Origin of the sequence: uncultured Gemella sp. (genome assembly GCF_963529685.1) — a bacterium.
Taxonomy (GTDB): Bacteria; Bacillota; Bacilli; order Staphylococcales; family Gemellaceae; genus Gemella.
On sequence record NZ_CAUSAI010000023.1, the window covers coordinates 1 to 26,770 of the forward strand.

Annotated in this window: 26 protein-coding genes; 16 read left to right on the forward strand and 10 right to left on the reverse strand. The window is 31.5% G+C overall.

Features of this window, described 5'->3' with window-relative positions:
- Positions 1-158 precede the first annotated feature (158 nt).
- The 4 genes from RWS90_RS04690 to RWS90_RS04705 all read right to left on the reverse strand — a co-directional run bounded on the left by RWS90_RS04690 (position 159) and on the right by RWS90_RS04705 (position 2,621).
- On the reverse strand, positions 159-566 hold the full coding sequence (locus tag RWS90_RS04690) for a hypothetical protein (protein ID WP_314549092.1): 408 nt from the start codon (positions 564-566) through the stop codon (positions 159-161).
- A gap of 24 nt (positions 567-590) precedes the next feature.
- Positions 591-1,685, reverse strand: coding sequence for a cell division protein FtsK (locus tag RWS90_RS04695; RefSeq protein WP_314549093.1), 1,095 nt, complete (start codon positions 1,683-1,685; stop codon positions 591-593).
- Between the two features lie 238 nt (positions 1,686-1,923).
- The gene (locus RWS90_RS04700) at positions 1,924-2,265 is read right to left on the reverse strand and encodes a hypothetical protein (RefSeq protein ID WP_314549095.1); all 342 of its coding nucleotides are present in this window, start codon (positions 2,263-2,265) and stop codon (positions 1,924-1,926) included.
- Entirely contained in the window at positions 2,265-2,621 is a 357-nt protein-coding gene (locus RWS90_RS04705; RefSeq protein ID WP_314407540.1) for a hypothetical protein, read from the reverse strand. The genes RWS90_RS04700 and RWS90_RS04705 overlap by 1 nt, the downstream gene beginning before the upstream one ends.
- 348 nt (positions 2,622-2,969) lie before the next feature.
- Between RWS90_RS04705 and RWS90_RS04710 the strand changes: the two genes are divergently transcribed.
- Both RWS90_RS04710 and RWS90_RS04715 read left to right on the forward strand, forming a co-directional pair.
- Entirely contained in the window at positions 2,970-4,091 is a 1,122-nt protein-coding gene (locus RWS90_RS04710; RefSeq protein ID WP_314549097.1) for a hypothetical protein, read from the forward strand.
- 486 nt (positions 4,092-4,577) lie between these two features.
- Positions 4,578-5,708 (forward strand): hypothetical protein, encoded by a 1,131-nt coding sequence (locus RWS90_RS04715; RefSeq protein ID WP_314549099.1) that lies wholly within the window; start codon positions 4,578-4,580, stop codon positions 5,706-5,708.
- Positions 5,709-5,753: 45 nt separating this feature from the next.
- Here the strand turns inward: RWS90_RS04715 and RWS90_RS04720 are convergent, their stop codons facing one another.
- Positions 5,754-5,987, reverse strand: coding sequence for a hypothetical protein (locus tag RWS90_RS04720; RefSeq protein WP_314549100.1), 234 nt, complete (start codon positions 5,985-5,987; stop codon positions 5,754-5,756).
- 242 nt (positions 5,988-6,229) lie between these two features.
- Between RWS90_RS04720 and RWS90_RS04725 the strand changes: the two genes are divergently transcribed.
- The gene (locus RWS90_RS04725; protein WP_314549102.1) at positions 6,230-6,685 is read left to right on the forward strand and encodes a hypothetical protein; all 456 of its coding nucleotides are present in this window, start codon (positions 6,230-6,232) and stop codon (positions 6,683-6,685) included.
- Positions 6,682-6,924 (forward strand): hypothetical protein, encoded by a 243-nt coding sequence (locus tag RWS90_RS04730; protein WP_314549104.1) that lies wholly within the window; start codon positions 6,682-6,684, stop codon positions 6,922-6,924. Before RWS90_RS04725 ends, RWS90_RS04730 begins: the two co-directional genes overlap by 4 nt.
- A gap of 161 nt (positions 6,925-7,085) precedes the next feature.
- On the opposite strand, the gene RWS90_RS04735 is transcribed toward RWS90_RS04730, so the two are convergent.
- Positions 7,086-7,922 (reverse strand): LysM peptidoglycan-binding domain-containing protein, encoded by an 837-nt coding sequence (locus RWS90_RS04735; protein ID WP_314549106.1) that lies wholly within the window; start codon positions 7,920-7,922, stop codon positions 7,086-7,088.
- 156 nt (positions 7,923-8,078) lie between these two features.
- Here RWS90_RS04735 and RWS90_RS04740 point away from each other — a divergent pair, with 156 nt between their 5' ends.
- A complete protein-coding gene (locus RWS90_RS04740; protein WP_081450717.1) occupies positions 8,079-8,183 on the forward strand; it encodes a putative holin-like toxin in 105 nt (34 codons plus the stop codon).
- Between the two features lie 260 nt (positions 8,184-8,443).
- On the opposite strand, the gene guaA is transcribed toward RWS90_RS04740, so the two are convergent.
- Positions 8,444-9,988, reverse strand: coding sequence for a glutamine-hydrolyzing GMP synthase (guaA, locus tag RWS90_RS04745; RefSeq protein WP_314549108.1), 1,545 nt, complete (start codon positions 9,986-9,988; stop codon positions 8,444-8,446).
- Positions 9,989-10,288: 300 nt separating this feature from the next.
- On the opposite strand from guaA, the gene RWS90_RS04750 reads away from it, so the two are divergent.
- Entirely contained in the window at positions 10,289-11,305 is a 1,017-nt protein-coding gene (locus tag RWS90_RS04750) for a lactonase family protein (RefSeq protein WP_314549110.1), read from the forward strand.
- A 71-nt stretch (positions 11,306-11,376) separates the two neighbouring features.
- Here the strand turns inward: RWS90_RS04750 and RWS90_RS04755 are convergent, their stop codons facing one another.
- Positions 11,377-11,664 carry a YutD-like domain-containing protein gene (locus RWS90_RS04755; RefSeq protein WP_314549112.1) on the reverse strand — a complete coding sequence of 96 codons (288 nt, stop codon included), beginning with the start codon at positions 11,662-11,664 and terminating at the stop codon, positions 11,377-11,379.
- Between the two features lie 2 nt (positions 11,665-11,666).
- A complete protein-coding gene (locus RWS90_RS04760; RefSeq protein WP_314549113.1) occupies positions 11,667-12,866 on the reverse strand; it encodes a hypothetical protein in 1,200 nt (399 codons plus the stop codon).
- 235 nt (positions 12,867-13,101) lie between these two features.
- Here RWS90_RS04760 and RWS90_RS04765 point away from each other — a divergent pair, with 235 nt between their 5' ends.
- The gene (locus tag RWS90_RS04765; RefSeq protein WP_314549115.1) at positions 13,102-14,247 is read left to right on the forward strand and encodes an aminoacetone oxidase family FAD-binding enzyme; all 1,146 of its coding nucleotides are present in this window, start codon (positions 13,102-13,104) and stop codon (positions 14,245-14,247) included.
- 117 nt (positions 14,248-14,364) lie between these two features.
- Complete coding sequence (locus tag RWS90_RS04770; protein WP_314549117.1) at positions 14,365-15,291, forward strand: alpha/beta fold hydrolase; 927 nt, start codon at positions 14,365-14,367, stop codon at positions 15,289-15,291.
- Between the two features lie 103 nt (positions 15,292-15,394).
- On the opposite strand, the gene RWS90_RS04775 is transcribed toward RWS90_RS04770, so the two are convergent.
- Positions 15,395-16,474, reverse strand: coding sequence for a Xaa-Pro peptidase family protein (locus RWS90_RS04775; protein ID WP_314549119.1), 1,080 nt, complete (start codon positions 16,472-16,474; stop codon positions 15,395-15,397).
- Positions 16,475-16,657: 183 nt separating this feature from the next.
- Between RWS90_RS04775 and RWS90_RS04780 the strand changes: the two genes are divergently transcribed.
- The 8 genes from RWS90_RS04780 to nadE all read left to right on the forward strand — a co-directional run bounded on the left by RWS90_RS04780 (position 16,658) and on the right by nadE (position 26,421).
- Positions 16,658-18,043, forward strand: a complete 1,386-nt coding sequence (locus RWS90_RS04780) for a peptide MFS transporter (protein ID WP_314549121.1) — start codon at positions 16,658-16,660, stop codon at positions 18,041-18,043.
- A 292-nt stretch (positions 18,044-18,335) separates the two neighbouring features.
- On the forward strand, positions 18,336-19,298 hold the full coding sequence (gene pip / locus RWS90_RS04785) for a prolyl aminopeptidase (protein WP_314549123.1): 963 nt from the start codon (positions 18,336-18,338) through the stop codon (positions 19,296-19,298).
- A 243-nt stretch (positions 19,299-19,541) separates the two neighbouring features.
- Complete coding sequence (locus RWS90_RS04790) at positions 19,542-21,335, forward strand: aminopeptidase P family N-terminal domain-containing protein (RefSeq protein ID WP_314549124.1); 1,794 nt, start codon at positions 19,542-19,544, stop codon at positions 21,333-21,335.
- Between the two features lie 145 nt (positions 21,336-21,480).
- Complete coding sequence (locus RWS90_RS04795; protein WP_314549125.1) at positions 21,481-22,710, forward strand: aminopeptidase; 1,230 nt, start codon at positions 21,481-21,483, stop codon at positions 22,708-22,710.
- A 294-nt stretch (positions 22,711-23,004) separates the two neighbouring features.
- Complete coding sequence (locus tag RWS90_RS04800; RefSeq protein WP_314549127.1) at positions 23,005-23,292, forward strand: RNA-binding S4 domain-containing protein; 288 nt, start codon at positions 23,005-23,007, stop codon at positions 23,290-23,292.
- Complete coding sequence (locus tag RWS90_RS04805; protein WP_314549129.1) at positions 23,267-23,890, forward strand: septum formation initiator family protein; 624 nt, start codon at positions 23,267-23,269, stop codon at positions 23,888-23,890. The genes RWS90_RS04800 and RWS90_RS04805 overlap by 26 nt, the downstream gene beginning before the upstream one ends.
- Before the next feature lie 253 nt (positions 23,891-24,143).
- Positions 24,144-25,586, forward strand: a complete 1,443-nt coding sequence (locus tag RWS90_RS04810) for a nicotinate phosphoribosyltransferase (protein WP_314549131.1) — start codon at positions 24,144-24,146, stop codon at positions 25,584-25,586.
- A gap of 13 nt (positions 25,587-25,599) precedes the next feature.
- On the forward strand, positions 25,600-26,421 hold the full coding sequence (nadE, locus tag RWS90_RS04815) for an ammonia-dependent NAD(+) synthetase (protein ID WP_314549133.1): 822 nt from the start codon (positions 25,600-25,602) through the stop codon (positions 26,419-26,421).
- Positions 26,422-26,770: the final 349 nt, after the last annotated feature.

Genomic DNA, 26,770 nt, shown 5'->3' on the forward strand with positions numbered 1-26,770 from the left:
TTTAATTATTCTCTTGATTTTTCTTGATTTTATTTTTTTGAAAATCGACTTAAAGTATTGATTTTATTGTTTTTTTACTGGGTGGAACATTGACAAGCCCTGTTCCACCCAGGCGTTAGGAATTAATTAATAATTAACATCATATTTTTTTTATAATCCTACGAAAAGAAATACTCATCGTCTTCGTAAGTTTCTATTAATGTTTTAGCAAAATTATATTTAATGCCGTATCGTTGTTCAAATGCACAGATTCTATCTTGTTTTTCATCCAGATTCTTTGCAATGTCTACAGAATAGATATATTGTGATATTTCATGATTATATTTTACTGGCAAAACATATAAATTAATAAATGCATCAGATAATAATTCTATATTATGTCTATCTTTTGCGATTTCTACAAGAAGTAAGTATTCGTTAAATATCCATTCTTCAATTTTTGTGATTTTATCATAATTAATATATTTATTATTTATAAAGTCATGATTAGCTTCATTATATAATCGTGAATACTCTCTTAATATTTTATTATTTAAAACGGGATTGAAATCCTTTAAATTACACATAGTTTAGTTCTCCTATCTTATATCTTAAAATTTTTTAAAAAACGGGGTTTCATAAAAATGGGGTGTTTCCCACTTTCTTCCTGATCCTTGTATTCGGGCAATTCCTTGCCCTTTTTTGTAACTTCGTTTAGGTAAGTCTGCGAAGCCACTCATTAAATATTGTCTCTCCGTTGGAGAGTCAGCAGCCCCACCAAGCATAATTACAGCATCAGAACAGTTTACTCTAGCTAAGGATGGTAAAAATCCTTCTTTAGTGGCAAATTGAGATATTGCAATTATATGAATCCCTGCACTCGCTCCTGTAGCTGAAAGTCTGTTAATTGCTGTTATCCATCTGGATGTAATTTTTAGTGTTTTATCTGTTTTATCAAGCGATTCAAGAGAAGCGTTTAAATTACCGAGTTCATCAAAGAAAATGGCTATATTAGGCATATCTTTCATATCTAGGTATTTATCCTTCCCAGCATTATTGATTTCTTGTAGTCTATTCTCCATAACACTACACCAGTATTCTGCACGTTTAACAATTTCAATAGGGTCACTTTTTCCGTTGAATTCTTTGACGTATCTATCGTATTTTGCTGAATTATATTCAACAATCCAGTTCTGTAAGAGCATTAATTTAGCCATATATTCACCAGCAAGAACTGACTTACCTGTACGTGTGCGTGCTATTATTGACAAATGAGCAGTAATATTGCATTGCCATACAAGATTTTTAGCCAGCCTAATATGGTGTTCAGATTCAGAGATATTTTCTTTTATATCACCAGTATTTTCAATAATTAATCTTTCTGATGTTATGCTATCTTCAAAATAGAATAGAATAAAACTATCATCAAGTGTTAACTCAGAGCTTACAACAGAATATTTTTGATATTTCCCAGACAATACTCCAGATATCTTTTGTTCAAATTTATCACGGTCAGCCCTGTCAAAATTTGAAATATTTTCTATAGCTATAAAACCTTCTTTTAAAGAACTATCAAGAAATACGTATATTTCTGGCATCTCTTCTCCATATCTAGTAGAATTACTAAGTTTTAGCACATCAGTGATTGTTTTATCGTTAAATAACTTATTTATTCTAGTAGCTAATTTATTTGCTTCCTTATTCATTTTATCTATCTCTAATACAGAAACTTGTTCTCTGTTTTTAAGTGAAACCACTAAGCAAAAAATAATTAATGATAGTAGAATTATAGATAAAATAAAATTGTAAAGTAAGTACTTTTTAAAGAAGTTATATAATATAAATGTAAGTACCAATGAAAGGAAGATAGCTAATATCAAAACCACCGCTATAATCTGATGGTTTTGATATTTACTATCGTGCTTTCTAATAATTCTGCGATACTTACTCATTGTGTTTAGCTAATTCAACAGATTCTGCTGAGTACCAGCCATTTCCAGTTGATGTAGCACCTCCACGTACATTTTTAAATACCAGAACTGTACTAAATTCAACATCTACTTTTTGAGGTGCTTTAATTGTATACTCTAAATTATTTTTTGTATCTACTATAGAATACTTAAATCCACCTTCAACTGCATCTACAACTCCGGTTGACACCACAGGTAGTTGACGAATTACATCAGCTGTATACTCTTTTCCTGTATTCTTACTTGTTAGTACGACTTGTACTGTGGGGTGTTTTAAAACCTCCGATAGTGTTTTATTCCAATTAGGTTTAGCCATTATATTTTCCCTCCTCTAATGACGTAATATATTTTTTGTAACAAGTTAGTCTTATCTTTGGTAGACACTTGTGATGATATATCTGAGTGTATTGAAATATCATTGAATATAATTTCTAGTTTATTTTTTAATATTATTAACTGAGAATAATATTCTGATAGTTCATTATTACTTAGATATTGAATATTGTTTAAATCGATAAGCCTTATAAATGAAAACTCATTTGGTGAATACCAAAGTTCATATAATTTATCTGGAATATTTTTTAAAAACATATCTTTTGATATTTTTTGATATCCAGTATTTCCAAAAGTTGATAGAATATCAACTTGGATTATTTTTGTGTTTTCTAACATAGTTATCACCATTACTGCTATTAAGCAGCCCTTTCTTTATATTAATATAAATTTTTTAGTTCGGTGGTTTTTCATTATTATTTTATTCCATTTAATTTATAGGACTCTTATCTTCCACCTGTAAATAGTATACCACCAAAATAATTGATTTTTTCAGGAAAATATGATAAAGTTTAAATTGAAAATTTCCGTTTTTGAGGTGAGAATATGAGTTATATACTAAATTATTTTTGTAAATTATCGCAAGAGCGACTAAATAATAAGATTAAAATAATAAATAATGAGAGGGAACTTCTAAGAGAGAAACCCCTATATAAGGATTTAAAAAAGAGAATTACGTGCACAGATTTGTATAAAAATAAACCAAAGATTATAAAGAATATTCTGAATGAAGACTATACGCAGTTGAAAGATTTGTTAAGTTACACTATAGCAGAATCAATAAAAGAAAATATGAAGTTAAAACCCAAGGCTATAACAGAAAATACCGATGATAATTTGAGTATGCAGTTAAAAAGAGAAAATATGGAGTTTTTATCAGTTTTAGAGATTTTTTGGGGGAATATGGAGGATATACTAAATTCCGATTCGAAAATTTATTATAATTTAATATTTAATTTTTGTTTAGATTTTTTGAAAGATAAAAGAACTCATCTTATAATGAATAAAAATTTAATCGAATATATCCCATATGCAAGATATATGGCTTATGAAGATGCTATTAAGGAGTGTGGTGATAGTGAGCTAATGTCTCGTCAAATTGAAGAAAATTATAAAAAAGCTAATGTAGATATTTTATGTGAGGCAATATACAATTTTAGTAAGTCAGAGAAAGCAATAAAAGTTGCAAATTTTTTTGTAAAAGTTATTAATTCTAAAGTTGCATATGATTCTAAAGATAGCAACGGGATGTATGAAAAAAAAGTTGAAAATATTTATTTTAAGAACTTTCATATTGCTTTTGAAGAGAATCTAGATAAATTTTTAGAAATTATTTCATTGAATGAAAATAACTTGGGAGAGAGAGTATATGATATTATAAAAGAAGATTGTAAATTGATTTATGAAATTACTTTTGCGGAGATATCAGGAGTTATGGAAGATAGGTATTTGACTGTAACGGAAGAATACCTTTATGATGTCTATAGAAAATTATCTGCAGCAAATTCTAACTATATAAATGAATTAATTGTTTTTCAGAAAAATCTTGAGGGGGATATAGAAAAGGAATATTTTAACAAAAAGCTATTCGATGAATACAAATCTCAATATTATTGTGAAGAAAGATTTTTAGAACTTTGTTCACAAAAAATAGTAGAGTTAAAATTTGAAATTGAAGAGTTAAATTCTAAATTTGAGGAATGTATAGAATTAAAAGAGTTTAAAATGGCAGAGAAATTATGGTTAGATAAAGAATCAAAAGAATTAGAAATGGAGGAGTTAAACTTTGAAATTGAGGAATGGATATAATTAAAAGAATCTTAATGTAAGTAAGAAGCCTACTAATTACAAGAAAAATGTAGTGAAATAGTAGAGACAATAAAGTTTAATCTAAAATTACTAAGAAACTCATTGAAAAAGATAAAGTAGTTATTTTTGATTTTTACTTTCTATTTAATAGAGATAATTTCTATGATAAGTAAACTATAAAGAAAAAGTTTTTAATAAAATAAAAGTATAATATTAAGCTAACAATAATTTCATTAATGTTAGCTTTAAAAATATTAAGAAAAGCACTATTCTAAAAAATTTAGAAAAGTGCTTTTTGTGCTTACAGAAAATAGTTGTTATCATTTTTAAAACTACCTAAAGTAATTCATAATAATCTTATTATTTTTATGTAAAAAAAGCTTGCGTTTTTTTTTTTTTTTGATATAATGGTCGTAATTACATTATATAAATTAAATTTTTTCCTATTTTTATAGGAAGATAAATTATAGAAATTTGGAGGATATTATGGAAAAATCGAAAAAAGCCGTATCTTACCTACTAGCAGCGGCTGCATTAACTACAGTAACAACAGCTAGTGTCAATCAAAACGTTAAAGCTGAAAACGACGTGAAAGTAACTACTGAGCCAACTCAAGAAACTGGTAAAGTAAGTGCTGTTGTATTAGAAAATGAGCAAGGTGCTGTAATCCGCGTTACTGCTCATGAAGATGTTCAAAAAGTTAAAACAACATATACAGTTGACGGAACTCAAGCTAAAACTGTTAACTTTGGTAACTTAACTAAAGGTGAAGTAAAAGACATTCAAGTAAGCTTTGGAACACAAGCTCCAGTTGTTAAGTCAATAAAAAGATTACCTAATACAGCTGTTGTTAGCGACCGTGTGGAATTCGCTAAAACCGTAAAAGCTCACACTATCAAAGGTTCTGTAAGCTTTGAATATGAAACTAAGAAAGTATTAGCAATTGAACCTGACACACCAGTAGCACCTACAGTTCCTACTAAACCAACTGACAGCGTTAAGCCTGTAAAACCAGTTGATACAACTAAACCTGTTACACCTACTAAACCAGTTGACACAGTAAAACCAACTGAACCAACAAAACCTGTAGATGTAACTAAACCAGCTGAGCCTGTTAAACCTGTAGATACTGCAAAGCCAACAGACCCAGCTAAACCAGTTGAAAAACCAACTACTCCAGTAGATACAAAACCAAAAGACGAACCTACTACTCCAACTTCTCCAAAAGAAGATAATGGAACTTGGAAAGAAGAAACTCGTACACGTACAGTAACTGTAGATGAAAAATATACAGAAAACACAACTGAAGATGTTTACGAAACTAAACAATTGTTCGACGACTTTATCGACTTAGTTGACGGACAAGGTACACTAATTAAACACCTTGGTTGGTATAGTGATCTAACTGACTCACAAATTGGTGATGAATTATTAGCGGTACCATCTACAGTAAAAGATCCATACGCCACTACAATCAGAAAAGTTCGCGAAACTAAAAAAGTTAAAGTTGGTACAAAGACTGTACCTGTAACTAAAGTTCGCAAAGTGCGAAAACAAGAAACTTACACTGTATGGGTAAACTCTAAAACTGGAGAAGTTCGTACAGAACGTCCATAGGGCATAAATAATAACCACCTCTTTTCAGAGGTGGTTTTCTTTTTTTTAATAAGTTTCCTTAAAATATTCTTGTTTAATTTTTGTAATCAGATTTTTAGCAACCGAAGTTACCCCAACATGCATCAATTCAGGGTCAGAATAATCTAAATTACGAGCATAAATTTCCGCAACAGTCTGAGCAATACGCTCATCCAATTTATAATTAGAGACTTTTAATAGTGCATGAGATAATTCTGAACTATATATTTTAATATTATTTTCCAATGATACTACTGCCATTTTTGTAACTCCTCTCCTGTTTTTAATTGATAAACCTTCTCTATCTTTATTATATCACAAAATATCCGACATTTACGCTTTAATTTCTAAAATTTAAAGCACAAATGTCAACCCACTATAAACAAAAAGACTAACCTTTTCAGTTAGTCTTATTTTTTTTTATATTAAAAATAAAAGGGTAACTGAAAGTCTTACCAAGGAAAATGATTGAAGATAAATGTAAAAAGGTGTATAATAAAGATATGAAAATAAAAGGAGCAATATACGGAGCGTGGAATGATGAAAACGACCCTTATCAAATGAAACGTGATGAACACGCTGTTAAGTTTTATGAGGCGGTAAGAAAAAGAAATAAAGTTTTAGAAATAGAAGTAATAGCTAAAAACACAGGATTTTCTAAAATTGATATAGAGAAAATATATAATCATATATTTATTACTGAACATAATTTAAAGGGAAAAATCCAGCGATTTACCCCCGATTATAATATGGCGGAATCATGGAGGAGATTGAGAGAGGGTACAAATATCCAAGAACATGATATAATTCTTTTACAACATGAACTTATGGAGTTAAACTTAATGAATAATAATAAGTTAGATTATTCTACTGCTCATAATATAACACAAGAAAAATACAACTATCAACAAGCGTTAGTTGAATGGCTTAAACTTAAAGAAGGAGGTATCAAATCATGATAAAATTTGTTAAAATTTCTAATTCAAAAAGTAAGGGGTATTGGTATTACCCAGAAAACAATAACGCACCTGGAATGATAGAAATAAACGAGAAAACAGGAGATGTCAATGTGATTGTTGAATCTACTCTGGATCAAGAACTAGGATACCCTATTTATGCAAACAAAGCCAAAGCGTATGTTAAAAGACTGTTCGATTCTGGGAAAATGCCTGATGAAGAAAGTTTAGTGTGGTATTAAAAGAATATTTTAAAGGAGTGACTAAAAATACTATTTCTTAAGAAATCGCGATTTTTGAGTCACTCCTATTTTTTTTTTATATTAAGATGTATCGAACGTACACCCTATAAATATCCTTAACGAATAAGGCTTAATTAGTAGTACTATAACGTTTCACCTTGTTATCTTACTCTAATATACGTTGCACCATGCCCAACATTAGCTGTATTAAGAACCGTCTGGTTACCTTGCCATCCACCGTGAACCGCTTGTCCATTACCAGCATATACACCAATATGAGCAACACCTAGTCCACCATCTGGATAATAAATTAAGTCACCAGGTACAGCCTCTGAAGCAGGGACAACAGTACCTAAACTCATGTAACCAGCCGGCCAATCATGGAAATTAATACCTACCGATTTAAGTGCATTTGTTACAAGCATTGTACAATCTTGAATTTTACCAATTTGAGCTAAGGCTGCATTATAAATAGCACTAGCTTTATCACCAGCAACTGGTGCAACCTGTTTCGGTTCTTCTTTCTTAACTTGAACTTCTTCTACTTCCTTTTTAGGTACTTCCTTTTCAACCTTTTTAGTCTCTACAGGTTTTACCTCTTCTTTTTTAACCTCTTTTTGCACAACTTCTGGTACAGGTTTAGGTGCAACCGTTGCATTCATAACCGTTGGTTTAGGTTTACTTTCTTCCTTAACCACATCAAGAGACACTGGTTTAACCTCAGGTGTTTCTACTACCTTATTATCCACCTTAACTTGTTCCGATTGTGTCTTAAGAACTTGCCCTACGAAAATTAAGTTAGGATTTGATATTGAATTGTACTGAACTAAGTCATTGACTGATACCCCAAGATTTCTAGAAATCTTACCTAATGTGTCACCTAATGTTACAGTATAATACCCGTTCGACTTAGCTTCCTCAGCCTTCGCAACAACTGTTCCGTAACTAAGTTTATCCCCTGGGAAAATAAGAGAACTCGTTAGATTGTTATCTCTCATCAGTTGTTGATTATCTCAGTTTAATTTGATATAATCAGAGCTGGAGAGAGAAGTTAGGGAGTGTAAAACTTCCGATAAAGATGGTGGCTACTTCAATATGAAAGGGGATGGTGCTATGCTCGCATACACTAAAATCTTGAAGAAAGGAGTAGCAAGTTGTCAGCTTACGAAATTGTACAGACGATTATTGGAATAAATCTATTGATTGTTTCAGTAGTTAGTGCATGTATTGTAGCATTGAAAAAAGACAATAAAAAATAACCATCTTTATACTTTGGCAGGTAAGATGGTTATATAATAACTAAACCAGAGCCACCGTCTTTAAAACGGCTCTCTCTTTTTATATTTATATTTTAGCATAGATAAGGTAAGAAATCAAAGATTTTATTAAAAAGACCCCACCGAAATATTTTGGTGGGGTTTTTGGTGGGGAACCTAATTGAATTAAATAGATTTGTAACATTTATAACAACTAAAAATGCAGTTAAATTAGGATTCTCCATTCAAATTATATTTGTAATCTATTCCCATTCAATCGTTGCTGGTGGCTTACTTGTAATATCGTAAACTACGCGGTTAACGTGAGCAACTTCGTTTACGATACGAGCTGAGATTTCTTCAAGTACTTCAAATGGAATGTGAGCCCAGCTCGCAGTCATACCGTCGATACTTGTTACGGCACGAACTGCAACTGTGTAGTCATATGTACGAACATCTCCCATAACTCCTACTGAGCGAATATCTGGAAGACATGTGAAGTATTGCCAGATTTCTCCTTCTAATCCACGTTTAGCGATAACATCACGTAAGATGAAGTCACTGTCACGAACGATTTGAAGTTTTTCTTCTGTTACTTCTCCAAGAACACGGATACCAAGTCCTGGTCCTGGGAATGGTTGACGCCAAACGATTTCGTGAGGAAGACCAAGAGCTTCTCCTAATGCACGAACCTCATCTTTGAATAAAGTGTTAAGTGGCTCGATTAGAGAAAAACGCATGTCTTCTGGTAATCCACCTACGTTATGATGAGATTTGATTGTTTGTGCATTCTTAGTTCCAGATTCAATAACGTCAGTGTAAAGAGTACCTTGAGCTAGGAATGGCACGTCGTGAAGTTTGGCACATTCTTCATCGAATACATAAACGAATTCATTTCCGATGATTTTACGTTTTTTCTCAGGATCACTTACACCTTTAAGTTTTCCAAGGAATCTGTCTTTAGCATCGACTTTAATTAGATTCATGTTGAAACCACCTTCGATTTCTTTACTGAATGTGTTCATTACAGCTTCAGCTTCTCCTTTACGAAGTAAACCGTGGTCGATAAACATACAGATTAGTTGATCCCCAATTGCTTTATCTAGTAGGGCTGCAACAACTGATGAATCTACACCACCAGAAAGAGCACAAAGAACTTTTTGATCACCGACTTCCGCACGAATTTCTTCAATTTTCTCATCGATAAAGTTTTGGATAGTCCAGTTTTCAGTACATTTACATACGTTGCGGATAAAGTTTTTAATTAAGTCATAACCGTATTCTGAGTGACGTACTTCCGGGTGGAATTGGAAGCAGTAGAAGTCTTTTTCTACGTTTTCAGCAGCAGCGATTGGACAGTTATCACTAGTAGCTACAACTTTAAATCCTTCAGCAAGTTCAACAACTTTATCAGAGTGACTCATTAATACTTGTTGAGATGCAGGAGTACCTTCGAATAGTTTAGCTCCTGGAGTTACGTCAACATTATGAGCACCGTATTCTCTACTTGTAGCAGATTCAACTTTTCCTCCTAGTTTGTGTTGCATAAGTTGCATTCCGTAACAAATTCCTAATACAGGAATACCTAGGTTGAAGATTTCATCATCAATTGTAAGAGAGTTTTCTTCATATACTGAGTTAGGTCCGCCTGAAAGGATAATTCCTTTAGGGTTCATTTTTTTTATTTCTTCAATAGAAATTTCGTTGTCGTGTAGTTCAGAATAAACACCAAGCTCACGCACGCGACGTGTGATAAGTTGGTTATATTGACTACCGAAGTCAAGAACTAATATAAATTCGTGTTTCACGGTTATCCTCCTAAAATATACTATTATTATAAACTATTATATCAAGAAGTTTAAGATATGTAAAATTTTAAATGTTAGAATTTTTGTAGATTTTTCTGGCAGAATGTTGATTTTTTAACAAAAAAACAATTAAAAACGAATTATAAGTTTATAGAAAGGATGAAAAATTCGTAAAATGAGATTTTAACTTTTCAAAAAAAATGATAATTTTGATTTATACGAATTATAGGCGAGAGAAAATTTTATAAAATTTTTTTGGAAAATGTTATAATAAGTTTATAGAAAGTAGGAGGAATAATAATGGTAAGAGCATATATTGGAACATATACCAAAGCAACTAGTGAAGGAATATACTTAGTTGAGTTATCTGAAGAAGGAAAAGTACTTGAGGTTAGAAATGTGGCTAAGGTTGACAATCCAACATATTTAGCATTGTCTAATGATAATAAGTATTTATATAGTGTATCAAAAGTAGATGGAAAAGGTGCTGTTACAAGCTTTGAAGTTGAAGGAAATGGAACTTTGAAAGAATTAACATCAGTTGCCCAAGAAGGTAATCCTCCTTGTTATGTAGAGTTAAACTCTGATAAAAGTACTTTATTATCGGCGAACTATCATTTAGGTACGATTGATAGTTACTCTGTTGAAAACGGCGAGCTTGTAAAACTTTTATCAACAGATCATCACGAAGGAAGTGGTGTACACGAAAGACAAGAGAAACCTCATGTGCATTTTTCTGGATTTACCCCAAGTGAAAAATATGTCTTCTCTTGTGATTTAGGAACTGATGAGATTACAGCGTATAAGCTTAATGCAGGGGTTTTAGAAAAAGTAGCTACTTTTAAAGTTAAAGATGGAAGTGGAGTGCGCCACATAGTATTCAGTAGTGATGAAAAACAAGCTTTTGTTATGACGGAGCTTACTAGTGAAATTATCGCTTTTAATTATGATGGAGAAGGGAATTTGACAAATCCAACATATTATCCTACATTACCAAAAGATTTTGTACTAGAAAACAAAGGTAGTGCTATAAAAATTTCAAATGACAATAGATTTATTTATGTTTCAAATAGAGGGCAAGATGCAATTGTTGTCTTTGAAAATACTGTCAAAGGACTAGAGATAGTTCAGACTGTTAGTACTTTTGGTGAAGGTCCTAGAGATTTTGATTTATCAAAGGATAATAATTTAGCCATAGCAACAAATGAGAATAGTGGAACAATTACAGTTTACACTGTTAATAAGAAAACAGGAGAGCTAACTGTTGTTGCTTCTGGGGTAGTTGTACCTGAGGCAGTTTGTGTTAAATTTATTTAAATAGATACTTTTACTAAGTTAAGAATAAGAAGAAACCTAAGGTGAGCTTTATCTCATCTTAGGTTTCAATTTTATGAATTTCTTTTTTTTACAACAAAAAATGGTGCTCCAAAGTTAATGTATTCTAATATGTAATCTTCAAGATTATTGATATTCTTTGGATTATTATTGTCTTTAGTTAAAATAAATCCACTTAGTCGTAGTTTATCATGAGAAATATCTCCAACTATGTAGGGTTTATTTTTTAGTACATCTACTAATTTTTCTTCAAATGTTTCTTTTTGAAATGCATCTTTGAAATTGTAGACAAGTTCATATATTGCACCATCAACTTCGAAGACTAAATTATTTTGATCCATAGTTAATCCTTTCTAATAGCTTGTTTCATTACGTATAATGCGGCAAAAACAAGAGTATATATAGCTAATACACCAGTAGCAAAGAACTTAGTGCGGTCTATTATGATAGTTGTTTTTTCTAGATTTCCTTTATTATTAAAGTTATCATCGTTAATGAAAGTTGCTTTTACTTTTGCAAGTTTTCCTGCTGTATCGTTAGATTTAAAGTCTGCAAAGACAGTTCCTTCATTGGCAGATATTGTTTCATATTTCTGGAAAAGAAGAATTTTTTTATTCATAAGCAAGTACGTTACATCTCTTATTGAGTGTTTTTCATAAAATAAATCGTAAATATCATTTTCAAAAGTTATACGTTCATTGTTGATTGTATAAGTACCCGCTTTAAGTGCAAGTTTGTAATTATAGTTTGTGAATAAGTAATCATAAGTTTTTTGAAGTTTTTCAAAATATGATGCCTTATCGTCGTTTTGATTTAACACAGTAATGATTAATTTTGTATTCCCACTATATGCGTAAGTTACACTATTCTTATCAGAATAATCGAGTCCAAGAACTCTAAATTTATCAGAATCCTTAAATTCAACAGTATTCTTGATTAATTCTCCAGTAGATAGAGTAAATTCTGGATTTTTTGTTATTTCTGTAATTTCTGGATAGCTTTTTAGTATTAAACTAGTAAGGAAAGAAATATTTTTTGCAGTACTAGTATTTTTTTCACTATTATCCAATGATTCTAATTGTGTATCATGAAGAGACATAGCCCCTAGTATGTCTTTAGCTTTTTCAATGTTTACATTAAAATGATTGAAAACAGCCTGATTTAAACTATTTGAATTCTCATTTTCTAATAAGAATATTGCATCTTTAACAGTGATTGATGACTCATATTTGTATTTTGATAAGATTTCATCATTAGATGTAATTGTAAGTTGTGTTTCTAATGTTATTTTATTATTTCTCAAGTTATCAGCAAGTAGGTAAAGGGCAAGATAGTTTGGCAGTTTACCTACAGATACTTTTTTATTTTCTCCGCGTTTAGAAATGATTTTACCTGTATTTAATTCCGAAACAACAAGATGAGCATTTACATCGCTGAAGTTTGTAACTGCATTGTTATCTAAAAATGTATCATCAGCTTTTGAAAAGTTTGGAATTAGAAATATAAGAAGTAAAATCAAAATACTAATTTTTTTTAGTTTCATTATTTAAAATCCTTTATTCCGAAGTTGTTCAAGTTAGAATTTCTTATTAATGCAAATTTATAAAAAATTTAATTCAAACATATACCCTTTAGTATATTACAAAATAAAGAAAAATGCCAATAAGAAGTAGATATATTTTTAAAAATATTGAAGAATATTCAAAGATTTGAAAGTAGTAGATAAAATGGTATAATTAAGTGATATTTGATTAAATAAGAGAAAGTTGAGACTTGAAATGAAATATGATGTAATTGTAATAGGTCTTGGTAGTGCAGGGCTTATGATAGCTGATAGACTGAATGATAGTGGTTTAAAAGTTCTGGTTCTCGAGCAAAATAGAAGAGCAGGGATAAAATTACTTTTAACAGGGAATGGGCGTTGCAATGTTATGAGTAGTGATAATGCTGAGGATTTCGTCGCTGCCGTTCATAATGGTAGATTTTTAAGAAGCGCGTATCATAAATATAATATTAAGAAATTTTTTGATAAACACAATTTGAAATTGAAACAAGAAAATAGAAGACTATATCCTGCCAGTGAAAAGGCTAGAGACGTAGTTAATGCATTTAAAATAGATCATGCAAAGATAAACTATAAAGAAAAAGTAGAAGACTTGGTATTTGAAGATGAAAAGTTAGTAGGAGTGAAAACTGATGTTGCCACATATTATGGAAAGAATATTGTAGTCTGCGCTGGTGGAAAGACATATCCTCAGAGTGGAAGTGATGGTTCATTACATAAGATACTGAAGAAGCATGGAGTAAAAATTACCAAAATATATCCTAGTGAAGTAGCCTTAGTTTTTGATGATTTCAGAGAATTATCAGGTGTAGCTTTACAAAATGTTAGAATGTTTCATAAGAAAAATGAAAGAAGTGGAGACCTACTATTCACACATAAAGGATTAAGTGGACCATTATCAATTTCTATGGGAGAATTTGTAGCTCGCTATCCAGAGGATAAATTTTATCTAGATTTCTATCCTGAATTGAATGAAGAGGAGTTATTTTCTAAACTATGGGAAGATAATAAATTTTTAAATGGGAAGTTACCAAAAAGCTTTTATAATTTTATGATAGAAAATCATTTTCCGGAAAATGTAAGTAAAAAAGAATTGAGGAAGTTTGTAACGAAAATTAAACGTTATGAATTAATAAATGTAAAAACTATGCCGCTAGAATATGCATTTACTACTGCTGGTGGAGTAGATCTTAAGGTAGTAAGTCCAAAAACATGTAGTCATAAAAAAATAGAGAATTTATATTTTGCTGGAGAGATTTTAGACTTACACGGAGAAATTGGAGGCTATAATCTAATGATCGCATGGTTTACAGGTATGGTCGTAGCTGACGCTATAAAAGAAAAATATGGAATAGAATAAGAAGGATAGCACTAAAAGAGACATAAAAAATCTCTATTAGTGTTATTTTTTGTTTACTTTTATCGAAAGGAATAGTATAATAGTTTTATTAAACTGAATTATGAAAGGTAAAGAAAAGTGAAAAAACATTTTAAAAAAATATTAGCGACGTTATTAATTGTACTAGTTGTTGCGTTCGGCTTTATTGGAAATTATTTCTATAATTTTGGATTGAATCCAAAAGTTGATAAGAGTGCTATAGTTAACCAGGATAGCGACGGTAGTAAAGAAGATAAAACAGCGGTAAACAAGTGGTTTGATGAAACAAAGCAAGTTACAGAAATGGAATCTGTTACTAAAAATAAATTAGTTGGTTATAAATTTGTTAATCCTAATGCGAAAAAATGGGTTTTTGTTGTTCATGGGTATACAAGTGATGCTAAGAAAATGGCGAATTATATTAAGAAATTCTATGATATGGGTTATAGTGTATTTGCGCCAGATTTAATTGCACATGGTAATAGTGAAGGTGATTTTATCTCTATGGGTGGTTATGATTCTGATGATTTAGTAAATTGGGTTAAGAAAATATCAGCAGAAAATAATGGAGCTGACACTGCTTTATTCGGCATTAGTATGGGAGCTGCCACAGTGATGAATGCAGTAGGTAAGGATTTACCATCTAATGTAAAAACATTTATAGAAGATAGTGGATATGTGAATTTAAATGTAGAATTTACATATCAACTGAAAAAATTATTTAATTTACCAAGTTTCCCTGTAATTCCTGCAGCAAATGCTGTGACAAAAATTCGTGCGGGATACTTTTTTGGTGATGTTGATGCAACAAAGGCTTTAAAAGAAACTAAACTTCCTGCATTAGTATTACACGGGGAAGAAGATGGTTTTGTGCCGATCGAACATGGTAAAGCTGCTTATGATTTAATAAATTCTAAAAAAGAATTTCACAGTTTTCCAGGTATGAAACACGTTCAAGCTGAAAGAAAATTCAGAGATCAGTATTGGAATATTGTAGGGGAATTTTTAAAGAAAAATTTTGAATAATAAAGGAGAAGACGATTGATATAAGTGTCAATCGTCTTTTTTGAAATATTTTAACTTAAAAAATTTTTTAGTGATTTATTTGAGATCGTTAGATTTTTATTAGTTATTCCCCTACAACAACTAATTCTTTGTTAAGTTTGTTTAAAACTTCACAACCGTCTTCTGTTACAAGAACTAAGTCTTCAATACGAACTCCGAATTCTCCTGGAAGATAGATACCTGGTTCGATTGAGAAAATCATACCTGGTTCACACTTAGTTTCATTTACACTAGAAATATCTCCGTATTCATGACATTCAAGTCCGATGTGGTGACCTGTACGGTGAGTAAAGAATTCACCATATCCTTTTTCTGTAATGTAGTCACGACAAGCAGCATCGATATCACAGAATCTAACTCCAGGTTTAACAAGAGCAACACCACGTTTTTGAGCTTCTAATACTGTTTCAAACACTTCGCGAGCTTTTTCACTTGGTTGTTTCCAAAATACTGTACGAGTCATATCAGAACAGTAATTATCTTTGAGTCCACCCATATCGATGATGATAGAATCCCCAGGTTTTAGGTATCTGTCTCCTACTGTTCCGTGAGGATTTGCACCGTTAGCTCCGTATCCGATAATTGGATCAAATGATAAACCTTCAACTCCAAGATCTTCGTGGATAGCAAGTAGATCTTTTACGATATCTTTTTCAGATTTTTCAGCAGTAATACTGTTGATAACTCTTTGACAAGCTTCATCGTTTAGAAGAGAAGCGCGGCGCATAAGTTCGCGTTCTTCTTCGTCTTTAATCATACGCACACGGTCAACTATTTGAGATACATCAACGAATTTGCTTTCAGGTAGGTATTCCATAAGAGGTAATAAGAATCTTGCAGGAAGAACTTTGTCAATACCAACAACTGAACCGTTAGGGATTGCTTTAGCTAGAGTTTCTAGTGGTTTATCAGTATCAGAGTATACAACTTTTTCTAATCCTAGATCTTTATCTAGTGGGAATAAAGCATTGATGAATAATTTGTGATTACCATTTTCATCAAGAAGTACTGCGTAAAATCTTTCACCTGGATGTTCTAGGTGACCTGTTAAATAGAAAATTGAATAAGGATCGCTAATAAGAGCTTGATTGATTCCTTGTTCTTTCATCTTAGATAAAATTTTGTTAGTTCTTGAAAGTTTCATATTATACAACTCCTTTTAAAATATTATGAACTTTAATATAATTATAACATCTAGAGTAACTAAATACAATAGCGACAGATAAATAATTTATATAGTTTACATTAAAATAGTTGAATGATAAAATATGTTGTGATATAATAAGAAAAAAAGTGGTTAAACCACTAAAGAAAGAAGGGGTTTTTTATGTCAGAAACGGTAAAACACGGTAAACCGTGGAGCTTTTATATGAGTTCAATTACGTTCGCTTTCGAACGATGTGCTTACTATTCTTCTAAATGGCTGATTATTATTTATGTTACAGCAGCTGTGATTTCTGGAGGAATGGGCGAAAGTGGTCTTGGGCTTGGTAAAGTTGAAGGTGCAGCAATGCAGTCGAACTTAGTAGCATTTACTTATCTTGCGCCAGTATTATTAGGTTTTATAGCTGATAAGTTGATAGGGGCCAGATATCTAATTCCGGTTGGTCTTGTATTGATGGGATTAGGATATGGTTATGCAGGATTTGTAGGTTCACACTCTTCACTGTGGATAATGATTATTTTAGTTTCTATTGGAACTGGATTTTTCAAAGGTAATCTGCAAGCGGTAGTAGGACGAATTTTTGAGGGAGATCAAAAACGTAAAGATGATGCTTTCTCAACAATGTATTCATTTATTAATATAGGGTCTTTCGTTGGTACTACTGCAGTAGGGGTTTTATATGTTAAACTTGCTACAGCAAGCTCAAACGGATATTTACAATGCTTCAAAATAGCTGGATTACTTTGTATTATAGGTGCAATCTGGTTTGTTTTAGGTTATAAATCTTTAGGAGAAGTTGGTAAGCGTCCTTTTGCTGAAGGTGAAGAAAAACATGACACTAAAGTTAAAGTAAATCGTTCATTAGAAAAATACGAAGTTCGTCGTGTATACTCTATCGTAATCATTTCATTACTATCAGTAATCTTCTGGACATTCTGGTATTTAACTTACGTAATTTTATATGATTACATGCCGAAATTTGTCGATGATAAAATAGGTACATTCACAGTACCAACTTCATGGTTAGACTCGCTTAATGCTTTTGCTTGTATAGCTTTAGGGCCAATCTTAGGTGCTTTATGGTATAAACTTGCTAATCGTCCACAAGGAGACTGGAGTTTATATAAAAAAGCGTCAATCGCGTTATTCCTTCTTGGGGCAACATTTGGTGTGTTAGCACTAACTGAAGTTAGCCGTGGAGTAGGAGCACCAGAAACTCAAAAAGCTAGTATTCTTTGGGTTGTATTGTTCTTTGTAGTACTAAGTGTAGCGGAAATGTTCTTCTCTCCACTTGGGGCCTCATTCGTATCTAAATATGCACCAAAACACATCTTATCAATCATGATGGCTGTTTGGATTGTTGCAACATTTGGGGCTGCTAAAGGATATAGTTTCTTATATGCAGCTGTGGCGGAAGTACCTATTATCAAACTTTCACTAGGAATTGGTGTTGTCTGTGTAGTAGTAGCAGCATTAGTATTCATGTTCGAGAAAAAATTAGCTAGCTTAGTTGAACTACGTGAAGGTGAAACACTAGTTGAAGAATAATTTATTATAAAAAATAAGCAGGAATTTTATTCTTGCTTATTTTTTATATAAAACGATAATAGAATAAAAAATGAAATGCATCTATATAACGAAATAATTACTATTACAATAATATTAATTCGAGAAATAATTAAAGCAATTATATTTTTGTAGTATAACTGAATGTATCAAAAAAATTTTTATTTATATTACTGTTAAAATATAAAATTTTATTCTTTATTAATAATGAAAAAATATTGATTTTGTGATAAAATAAAATTGAAATAAAAAATGCACAATAGGAGGTGCTATTATGGCAGAATTAAGAACTTTATATCCTGCTATTAAAGAGAATTTCTCTAAAATGTTAAAAGTTGACGATACTCATACGATTTACTACGAAGAGAGTGGGAATCCTGAAGGGGTACCTGTAGTATTTTTACATGGGGGTCCTGGATGTGGAACGGCTCCAAGTTGTAGACAGTATTTTGATCCTGAATTCTATCGTATAATTCTATTTGATCAACGAGGAAGCGGAAAATCTACGCCACATGCATGTTTAGAAAATAATGATACTTGGCATATCATAGAGGATATGGAGAAAATAAGAGAAGACTTAAACATCGATAAATGGTTAGTATTTGGTGGAAGTTGGGGTTCTACTTTATCCCTTTGTTATGCAATTAAACATCCTGAACGTGTTCTTGGATTAGTATTACGTGGTATATTCCTTGGACGTAGAGAAGATATACTTTGGATTTATGAAAAAGGCGGAGCTAGCAATATCCATCCTGAATCTTTTGAAAGATATGAGAGTATTATTCCAAAAGAAGAACGTCATGATATGATTAGAGCATATTACAAACGTCTTACAAGCGAAGACAGAGAAACAAGAGAAGTTGCAGCAAAAGAGTGGAGTATGTGGGAAGGTAGTCTTGTTACATTATATCCAGATCCAAACTTAGAACAAAGTTTTGGTGAAATAAACTATGCAATTTCTATGGCAACAATTGAATGTCACTTCTGGATGAATAATATGTTCTGGGATGATGATGATTGGATTTTAAATAATATTGATGCAATCAAGGATATTCCTACAACTATCGCTCATGGTCGTTTCGATGTTGACTGTCGTGCTATAGGTGCTTATGAATTAAGTAAAAAATTAAATAACTGTAAATTAGATATTGTTGTGGCTGGTCATTCATCAGGTGAGCCTGCAATTGTTGATTCTTTAGTAAAATCAACTGACTATTTCAAAGAATTATTAAAATAATTAATATTTAGAAAATAAAAGGCTATAGTAATATTATTTGCTGTAGCCTCTATTTGTATAATCTATAGAATGTTTTTGATATATTGAGAAAAAATGTTATAAGTTCTATCATAGTGATGAAAAACGTTTTATTATATGATAAAATAGTAAGTGTAATGGCTTTTAATTAATAAGGATGGCTTTATAGAACTTTGTTTAAATTTAAAATAATAAAAGAAAATAAATTATAAAGGAGTAAGGAAGATGACAGTAAAAGAAAGAATTGCTCAATTAAGAGTATTAATGGAAAAAAATGATATCGATGTATACATGGTTCCAACTGCTGATTTTCATAATAGTGAATATGTAGGAGAACATTTTAAAGCGCGTGCATTTATGAGCGGATTTACAGGGTCTGCAGGAACTTTAGTTGTTACTAAAGATTTTGCTGGTTTATGGACTGATGGTAGATATTTCTTGCAAGGCGCTTTGCAATTGGAAGGTTCAGGAATTGAATTACAAAAAATGAGAGAACCGGGAGTTCCGACTATTGCTGAGTTTATTGTTGAAAATACGCCAGAAAATGGAGTTTTAGGTTTTGATGGACGTGTTGTAACTTTTGGTGAAGGAAAAGATTTAGCAACTAGATTAAAACGTAAAAATGCAACGGTAAAATATGAAGTGGATTTAGTAGATGAGATTTGGACAGATCGTCCATCTCTATCTGAAGCACCTGCGTTTTATTTAAATTTAGAAAGAGCAGGGGAATCTGTTGCTAGTAAATTAGACAGGGTACGTAAAGAAATGCATGAAGTAGGTGCTAACATTCATGTTATTACGACTCTTGATGATATTGGGTGGCTGTTAAATATTCGTGGTATGGATGTGGATTTCTTCCCATTACTACTTAGCTATGCTGTTGTTTATGAAGATAAAGTAGATTTGTATGTTGATGAAAGAAAATTCTCTGACGAAATAAAACAACACTTAGCAGAAAATCATGTAACTATTAAACCTTATAATGATATATACGCAGATGTGAAAAAATTCTCAGGAAATGATGTAGTTTTAGTAGATCCAGGATGCCTTAACTACGCTGTATTTAATAATATTCCAAAAGATATTACTCTTGTAGAACGTAGAAATCCGACGGTTTTAATGAAAGCAATTAAAAATGAAGTGGAACTTAAACATACAATTCAGGCTCATGTGAAAGATGGTATTGCTCATACTAAATTTATCTACTGGTTAAAACAATTAGTTAAGCAAGGTGTAAGTGAACAAGAAGACGAACTTTCTGCTTCTGATAAGCTAGTAGAATTTAGAAAAGAACAAGGTGGATTTATATGTCCAAGTTTTGCGCCGATTTGCGGGCATGCTGAAAATGGTGCTATTATACACTATTCTTCTTCTAAAGAAACATCTATTCCATTACGTACAGGAACGTTTTTCTTAACTGATACGGGTGCGCATTATGAAGAGGGGTCAACAGATATCACTCGTACTACAGCTATGGGTGAAGTTAGTGACAAATTGAAACGTGATTATACTAGAGTGCTTCAATGTCACCTGCGCCTATCAAGATTAAAATTCTTAGAAGGGATGTCTGGTGCAAATGTCGACTTATTTGCTCGTGCTCCATTAATGTATGACTATGAAAACTTTAATCACGGAACAGGTCATGGAGTGGGTTATTTAGGTAACATTCATGAAGGGCCTCAAGGTATCCACTGGGGAATTTATCGTGCTGCAGAACCATTTAAAGATGGTATGACAATGACTAATGAGCCAGGATTATATATTTCAGGGTCACATGGTATTCGTCTAGAAAATGAGCTTATCATTAGAAATACTGTAAAAAATGAATATGGTCAATTTATGGAATTTGAAGTTATGACTTTTGTACCTTGGGATTTAGAAGCGATAGATGTATCTCTTCTTACAAGTGAAGATAAATATGAGTTAAATAACTATCATAAAAAAGTTTTTGAAGTATTAGCACCACACTTTGAAGGTGAAGAACTAGAGTGGTTAAAACAAGCTACTAGAGAAGTATAATTTATAGTGAAGGTTTCAAGGATTCTTGAAACCTTCTACTAATAATGTTTTTAAAAAAAGTGATATAATAAAAGGCATACAATTTAATTAAGTGAACTAATAATTTTTTATGTCGTAGATTAATGAAAAAATTGAGGAGAATTATATGGATTTAAATACACAATTAAAAAAATATGCACAACTTATAGCTAAAGTAGGATTAAATGTGCAAAAAGATCAACCTGTACTAGTTCGTGCAAGTACAGAAACACGAGCGTTTGTAGTGAAAGTTGTAGAGGCGTGTTATGAATTAGGAGCGAAAAGAGTAACTGTAGAGTGGCGTGATCAAGAACTTACAAAGTTAAACTTGAATTATCAAACAGAAGAAAATCTAAGTACGGTAGGACAATGGTATATTGATCAATATCAAGCAGAGTTAGATGAAGGTGCTGCGTTCTTATCTATAATTGGCGATGATCCAGACGGTTTAGCAGGTGTTGATAGTGCAAAATTAAAAGCATCAATGGTGGGACGCTCAAAAGCGATGCGTAATTATATGAAATCAATAATGAGTGATGAATGTCCATGGTGTGTAGTTAGTGCTTCTACAGTAGGTTGGGCGAAACGATTATTCCCTGAATTAAGTGATGAAGAAGCATATTTAAAACTTTGGAATCATATACTAAGTGCTTGTCGTTCTACTGGAGAAGATCCTGTTGCTGAGTGGGAAGAACATATAAAAGTATTAGATGAAAAAGCTAAATTCTTACACGAAAATGAGCTAGTAAAACTTCATATTACAAATGATCTTGGAACTGATTTATATGTTGGTTTACCAAAAAATCATATATGGCAAAGTGCTGGTAGTTATGCGAAAAAAGCAGATCGTTTTGTAGCTAATATTCCAACGGAAGAAGTATTTACAATGCCTCATAAAGATGAAACTAGTGGTATAGTTTACAATGCTAAACCTTTAAATTATAATGGAGTATTAATAGATAATTTTTGGCTGAAATTTGAAAGTGGTAAGGTAGTAGACTTTGGTGCAGAGCGCGGATATGATGTTCTAAAAAATTTACTAGATACAGATGAAGGTTCTAGAAAGATTGGGGAAATGGCATTAGTGCCGTTTGATTCACCGATTTCTAATACGAAAATCTTATTCTTAGAAACACTATTTGATGAAAATGCAGCATGCCATATTGCTCTTGGAAAAGCATATCCGACATGTGTTAAAGGTGGTCCTGAAATGACTGATGAACAATTAGCGGAAGCAGGGGCTAATGATAGTCTAGTTCATGTTGATTTTATGATTGGAGAAGCAACGACTAATATTACTGGCTATACAGTTGATGGAAAAGAAGTAGCAATTTTTAAAGATGGAAATTGGGCTTAAAGATAATTTCTAAGTTAGTAAAGGTGCTGCCTCAAAAGTTCTAAATTTTAAGGGAGTTTATAGATGTAGTAGTTTATTGATATCTAAATTTGCTTTAGGAAATCTTTTTTGATATCTAATAAACTTTGCGGGAGTGGCTTGGCAAAATTGGTTTCTTCGAAATCGCTGATTTTGAGTCACTCCTACTTTGTCTTATATGTTAGAGGAGTATTTTTTAAAAAGTATAGGGCTATTATTTGCGAAAAATAAATAAATATGTGATAATAGATTGTACTAACATTTAGAGGTGATTAAATGCGTTTGGATAAATTTTTAAAAGTTTCAAGAATTATAAAGAGAAGAACGGTTGCGAATGAAGTATCTTCTGAAGGGCATATTGCGATTAATGGCAAAAAAGCAAAACCATCAAGTACGCTAAAAGTAGGAGATGAAATTACTATTTATTTTGCAAAAAAAGAAGTAGTATATGAAGTTTTAGAACTTAAAGATAGCACGAAAAAAGAAGATGCAACAAAAATGTTCAAGATTTTATCGGAAAAAATAAGAGAAGTAGAAAATGAGAGAACAGAACAGTCAATTTAAAAAAGACGTCTTAAAAGCAAAAGCAAAATATAGAAAACGTCGTAAGTTTATTATCTTGGCAATTATGACTTTCGCATTAACTATTACATTGTTGCAAACATTTTTATATATTCGAGATAAAAAGCAAATTAATGCACAATTAGAAGAACAAAATCAAATGATTGAGAATTTAGATAAGGAAAATAAAGTTAATGAACTAGTTATAGATAAGCTTAGGGATCCGTATTTTATTACTGATTTAGTAAGGCAAGAATATGGACTTAGTTATCAAGGGGAAGTAATTTTCAATATACCATTACAGGAGAATTTTCTTCAAACTACTATAAAATCAATTATGGAAGGTAAATTAGAGAAATCAGATGATAATAATGGTAGAATTGATGATAGTAAAATACCTGAGTTAGCGAAGAAAGATGATAAAAAATCGACTTCTAAAAAAGAATCTGATAAAACTAAAAGTGCATCAACAGATAAAAAGGTTAGTGATAATACTTCAGAAAAAGATGAAGATGATAATAAACAAGATGAAAATCGAACTCAAAGAGCAACCGACAATAAAAATTCAAACACTAATAATCAAAGAAGTAACAGAGGATAGTCTAGGTTACTTCTTTTTTATATGTTAACTTTTAATTAACTAAATTTTTAAGTGGTATTGTAGTAAAGGTATTATAAAAAATACTTTTGGTGGTTAATTCATAGAATAGTTAATTTACAGGCGATTTCGTAGAGTTATATTATATGAATTATAATTTTTAATATTTAATTTAAGTGTAAATATTTGTTAAAAAGGTAGTAAAATGTTAATATATAAGTAATAAATTTATCGTAGATATAACTCGGAGGAAATTATGAATAAATATCTAGGTGATGCACTGCATACTGATCTTTACCAAATAAATATGGGATACGCCTATTTTAAGGATGGAATACACGAAAGAAAGTCGTATTTTGATGTTTATTTTAGAAAAATCCCTTTTGGTGGTGGGTATGCTGTATTCGCTGGACTAGCTAAAATTATTGATTATGTAAATTCATTTAAATTTACTGAGTCTGATATAGACTTTTTACGTCAATTAGGATATGAAGAAGATTATCTAAACTATTTAAGTGATATGAAATTCACTGGTAATATAAGGTCTGTTAAAGAGGGTGAAATTGTTTTTGGGAATGAGCCTCTAATAAGAGTCGAGGCTCCTCTTATACAAGCTCAAATAATGGAAACTGCAATTTTGAATATAGTAAATTATCAAATTCTAATAGCTACAAAAGCAGCTCGAATTAAACATTTATGTTCAGATGAAGTTTGTATGGAATTTGGTACTCGTCGCGCTCATGAATTTGATGCGGCAATATGGGGAACTCGTGCTTCTATTATAGGTGGGTTTAATGCAACAAGTAATGTGAAAGCAGCAAAATTATTTAATATTCCATGCAGTGGAACGCATGCTCATTCATTTGTTCAGGCTTATGAAGATGAGAAAACTGCATTTAAAAAATATGCAGCTGCACATAAAGATTGTTACTTTTTAGTTGATACATATGATACATTACGTTCGGGTATCCCTACAGCTATAGAAGTGGCGAATGAACTAAAAGATGAAATTAATTTTTTAGGCATTAGATTGGATTCTGGGGATATAGCATATCTTTCAAAAGAAGCTAGAAAAATGTTGGATGCCGCAGGGTATCCGGATGCCAAAATAGTAGCTTCTAATGATTTAGATGAGGATACGATTACTCACTTGAAACAACAAGGCGCGAAAATTGATGCGTGGGGTGTTGGAACTAAATTGATTACAGCCTATGACAATCCGGCGCTAGGAGCGGTGTACAAGCTAGCGTGTTTAGAAGATGATAATGGGAATATGGTGGATAGATTGAAAGTTTCTGAAAATCCTGCCAAACTAACTATTCCAGGAATTAAAAGAGTATATAGAATAATAAATAAGGATACTGGAATGGCTGCTGGGGATTATATAGCTTTAGAGAATGAAGATGTAAGTGCTGAAGCTAGTATAAAATTATTCCACCCAACCCATACTTATTTAGAGAAGGAAGTTAAGAATTTTGAAATTCGTGACTTGCATACAGATATATTTATAAATGGAGAACAGGTGTATGATGTTCCTACAGTTCATGAGAGTGCTCAGTATTTCAAAAAAAACAAAGAGTTGCTGTGGAATGAGTATTTACGCTTATTGAATCCTGAATTCTATCCTGTAGATTTAAGTGTAACGTGTTGGAACAATAGAAATGCAATATTAAAAAGAGTAACGAAAAAATCGAATTAAATTAGGTGAAAAAATGACATTACAACAAGAAGTGATAAGAAGACTAAGATGTAAAGCTGAGATAAACGTCGATGAGGAAATTCGTTTAACAATAAACTTTTTAAAAGATTATATTAAAAAAAATGACTTCATTAGAAGTTTAGTATTGGGAATATCGGGAGGGCAAGATTCTACACTGTGTGGAAAGTTATGTCAAATGGCTATTGATGAATTGAAGTCTGAAACAAAAGAAGATTATAGATTCATTGCAGTTAGATTGCCTTATGGGGAACAGTTTGATGAAGCAGATTGTAATGATGCATTAGAATTTATTAACCCAGACAAAGTATTTACTGTGAATATAAAAGAAGCGGTGGATGCGAGTGTGAAATCATTAAAATTAGCAGGTGTAGAAATTACAGATTTTGCTAAAGGTAATGAGAAAGCGCGAGAAAGAATGAAAGCTCAATATTCAATCGCTACTATGAATAAAGGAATAGTTGTTGGTACTGATCACGCTGCAGAAGCAATAACTGGTTTCTTTACAAAGTATGGCGATGGTGGTGCAGATATTATGCCTTTGTTTAGACTGAATAAACGTCAAGGTAAAGCATTGTTGAAAACGTTAGGTTGTCCAGAACATCTTTATATGAAGAAACCAACAGCAGACTTAGAGGAAGAGAGACCTGCATTAGCAGATGAAGTAGCGTTAGGGGTTACGTATGATAATATAGATGACTATTTAGAGGGTAAAAAAATCGCTGATAAAGTTAGAAAAAAAATAGAAGCACATTATCTACGTTCAGAGCATAAAAGAAGTTTACCGGTTACGGTATTTGATTTTTACAATATATAGTAGAGAGCAGATTTGCTCTCTCTTTTTTATTTAAAAGATTATCACGTTTCATTCACAAAACAAAAAACTTTTTCAAAAAACTATTGACAAGCTATAAAACTGATGATAAAATGATAAAAGTTTTAAGGAGAAGAAGACGAACGATAACAAATTTTAAAATGATTAATGTTAAGAAACTTCAAAAAACTTCTTGACAAAATCAAAAAGAAATGGTAAACTAAAAAAGTCTTAAAGAAAGACGACATTGAATATTCTAATCAAATATATAGTTTAGAAGTTTTTTCAAAAATATAAAAAAACTTCTTGACAAACACTTGATGAAATGATAGAATAATAAAAGTCTTCTGAT